This is a genomic window from Moorena sp. SIO4E2, from assembly GCF_010671945.1.
Classification (GTDB): domain Bacteria; phylum Cyanobacteriota; class Cyanobacteriia; order Cyanobacteriales; family Coleofasciculaceae; genus Moorena; species Moorena producens.
The window spans coordinates 1-3,712 of the sequence record NZ_JAAHIE010000644.1 but is presented as its reverse complement, the minus strand read 5'-3'; the positions used below and the strand labels follow the sequence as shown (position 1 = coordinate 3,712).

3 protein-coding genes are annotated in these 3,712 nt (G+C 44.2%); 2 read left to right on the top strand and 1 reads right to left on the bottom strand.

What is annotated here, in order from left to right; all coding sequences use genetic code 11:
• The first annotated feature begins 366 nt into the window (after positions 1–366).
• A complete protein-coding gene (locus tag F6K37_RS34690) occupies positions 367–1,851 on the top strand; it encodes an MAC/perforin domain-containing protein (RefSeq protein ID WP_287255374.1) in 1,485 nt (494 codons plus the stop codon).
• Positions 1,852–2,412: 561 nt separating this feature from the next.
• Complete coding sequence (locus F6K37_RS34685; protein ID WP_287255373.1) at positions 2,413–2,709, top strand: hypothetical protein; 297 nt, start codon at positions 2,413–2,415, stop codon at positions 2,707–2,709.
• Positions 2,710–2,862: 153 nt separating this feature from the next.
• On the opposite strand, the gene F6K37_RS34680 is transcribed toward F6K37_RS34685, so the two are convergent.
• Positions 2,863–3,712 (bottom strand): DUF512 domain-containing protein (locus tag F6K37_RS34680; protein ID WP_287255371.1); only part of this gene is annotated, 850 nt, incomplete at its 5' end.

Sequence of the window (3,712 nt, the reverse complement as noted above, 5' to 3'; positions counted from 1 at the left end):
CTATTTTTAAGGCTTTTTGAAGTATTGTTTTTTGCTCTTGTGTCAGATAATTTTTTGCTGGCATATTTCCTATTATTGGGTTATTTATTAATTTTTATTATACCAATTTAAATGCCGAACAGCTTACTGGTTTTATTTAAAAGCTCAAAGCTCAAAACTGAGAGCTGAACGCGTAGCGCTTAAGCTGATAGCTGACGGCTGATAGCTGAATGCTTACGGGCGACTTTCAAACAAAATAGGTAACGGCAGTGCTTCAGCATAGCTATACCCGCTCTGTCCGTCCGTAGAGGGTTGTTATATTATCGGAGGGTTGCTATATTATCGGGATATCTAGTTTAACAAATCAGTTTACCCTAGGAGACAAGCATGGCTGATCTAACCGGCATCGGATATGTTGGATGTATCTACAGACTGTACGAATACTATGCTCGCGGTAACTCTGTCGATACCGGCAAGCGACTGTTTTCTTTGCCCGACTCAGATACAGAAATCACGATCAACAGTGTAGAATATTCTTACCCCAAGGAGGCCATAGGCACTCCTGTCATGTATCATGAAGGCGCTAAGGATGAAGGTATCACCATTCACGAAAGTACTAAAGATATATACACCGAGATGTCAGCTTCTGGCAGCTTGTCCGCTTACTCTGGTCTGTTTAGCGCCGAAGTTTCGGCTAAATACTCAGAGTCACACAGCAGTAGCAGCTACTTCTATCATGTTGAAAAATGGGGCTATAAAAAGTCCTACAAGGTGACCCTGGATCTCAACTATGCCCTGAATAATCTTGATCCGGACTTCAAGGATGACCTCTACAACATGGACGCCGGGGACTTAGTGGCAAAATACGGCACTCACTTTCTCTACGAAGCTGAGTTCGGCGGTCGCTGGTCTTATACTCAAAGCGTCTCAAAATTCATTTATAGCAGCTCCGAGAAAGCCGAAGCGGCAGTAGAGGCAAACTATGGCAACTACTCGGGAAAAATTGAAAATTCTTACGAGACGGACGAGTCGGAAACGAGCGAGCAATCTAATGGCCAGTTTTGGTGCATCGGTGGCGATGCCACAACTTTGACGGATGGCTTTGATACTTGGGTTGCATCGGTTCCTGGTAATGACGTCCTCATGGGCTTTACCTCTGACTCCGTGAAGCAAATTTCGGAGTTAGTGGAGGGTAATGACGCTCGCAAAGACGAAATCGAACAAGCCATCAAAAAGGCTCTTGAGGAATATACGAACTCTTATACTACTACTGAGCTCACTACCAGCTCTGACACGGATGAGTTTATCGATGACAACAGAGATGATATTGAGGTAGACTCAGGAAGCAAGGAGGGCTCCGTAGTAGTTGGCTTTGGAGCTCTGATTGAGGACAAGCAGTTCACTCGTATTGCCGTGTGCTACCTTGATCTGTCTACAGGCGAACGTGATTGGGAGGCGTTTGAGGGCACTGGGGGTGATCCTGTGACCTATAACAAGACCGATTACGAAATCCTAGGGACAGTCCCAGATGGCTATGTAGTGACAGGCATTGGGTTAACGGTAATCCTCTTACCGTTAAGCGACGAAGAAGTTTTCCACGGAATGGTGCTTCACTGCCAACAACTCACCCTTGCTAGCTCCAGGAACAACTATCTCGACACTACCCTAAAGTCATATGCTTTTCAGGGTACAGAGGAAAAAAATTCTCCTGAGAGTAGCTACGACATTGAGTTTAATCCCGATGATAATAATAATATGGTGATTACGGGCATTGGCGTGGGGTACCGTGGCAAAAAGGGCAAGGTCAATTCCCTCAAACTCTATCGCACTACTATAGTGGAAAAAGAAGTTGAAGAAGAAACTGAGGGGTAGACATGAGCCCTGAAAAGCTTACTATATAAGGCTTTGATGCCAGTTCTCTTAGCAAAGATCAGGGTGCATCTCACTTTTGCAATTAGACAAAAATTCTAATAAAATTCCGACACTGCCTACACTACCTACTCTGCCTAAAATTCCCACACTTCCGAAACTTACGGCACTTCTCTTCTTTTTTACAAAGATGAGATGCACCCAAATATCAACTGGCCAATTGACCCTACGAATGATGTTCTAGAAGCTCAAACCCTTATAACTACGTCCAAGGTCAGGTTAGGGAGAGATGTCATAAAAACTTTGGGCGTTGCTGATTTTGGTATGGTTTCGCCCCCCTAACCCCCCAAGCGAGGGATTGCTCGCTTGGGGGGAACAAAACTATGAAAGTCCCTTCCGGTGCGCTTTCCAATGGGCGAGTAAATCGCCCTTGGGTCGCACCGCAAAGTTGGGGGATTTAGGGGGCTTTAGCAAAACCGGATGATCGCGCATTCATTCCTTTATTCAGCAACGCCAAACTTTGTCCCATTAAATAGTTGACTATCACATCAATCCTAAGCTCTAATGTTATTATCCACAGTGCAGGGAATTCTACTACTTTTCACAGTAGGATTGAACCTGCACATTTTATCTTTATATCTAAAATTACAGCAGCAAGTGCATCTGTTGTCTGAGCGACTCCGCTTGCAGCAGCAGTTAAAGGATCAGGCATTTACTGAAATTCACAACAATTCTCTGCAACAGTTGGCATTCGTGATCAGAGAATTGCAGATTCGTGAGATGTCTCAACAGGAATTAATCGAGTATCTGCGTGAGGTGTATCAGGATATCCAGACTAGTGTTGAAAATCTCAAGGAATAGAATAAATTTGTCTGAGTTGTTATCTAATTTTAGTTAATAATTTTGAATTCTAAACTATAGATAATCTGATGTGCCTTTAAATTGGTTCTTCTCCATTATCTATCCCCAATTCTAAATTCTAAATTATAACTTCTAACTTCTAACTTCTAACTTCTAACTTCTAACTTCTAACTTCCCAACAGCCCCATCGATCAATTCCTCAATACCATTAACCGGAATAATCGGAGTCTTGAGCTGATCAGCAACTTCTGCCACAGTCATATCATCCAGAAACCGGGTATCACCATGCTTAAGCATCAACCCAGGTAACAGAATCATTTCTCCTAAATCTTTCCCTGTTAATCCCTTCAGTAAATCCTGTCCAGTCAGCAACCCAGTAACCGTTATCTCCTGACCCCAGTAATCACTAGATAACGCCACCATGTTAATCTGCAATCCTGCCACAGCATTGAACCGCTCTACCACAGGTTCAAAAGCTTTTTCCACCGCATTACCCACCACCCAAGTCCCCTGCCGGGGGATTTCTAGACCCTTAGGCAACCGTTGAGTAGCAGCAGTTTGGAATTGTTTGAGGAACAGACGAATCGAACCGACACCATTCCCAATTTGAGGGTAGTCTCCGTAATCCGATTCTGGAGGTAACTCTTCTCTAGCAATCAAAAACCACTCATCGGCCAACCAAGCAAAGGTAGACCCCAACTGGTGCTTAAATTTCTCCTGAAGCCTTTGAACCTGAGCAATTACTTCCCTAGCTTTCTCCCCAGTAACACTAATTAGTTCATCCTCCTGGGGTCGAAACCGAGTCAATCCCACCGGTACTACTGCCGTTGAAGCCACTGCAGGCAGATCACCGGTATAGAATTGCGCTAACTCTACCAGAGTACGTTCTAAGTGAATGCCATCATTAATCCCAGGACACACCACTACCTGGGCATGAATTTGCAGCCGTCGCTCCTGAAACCACCTTAACTGCTCTAAAATTTGCCCAGCCCGAGGATTTTTC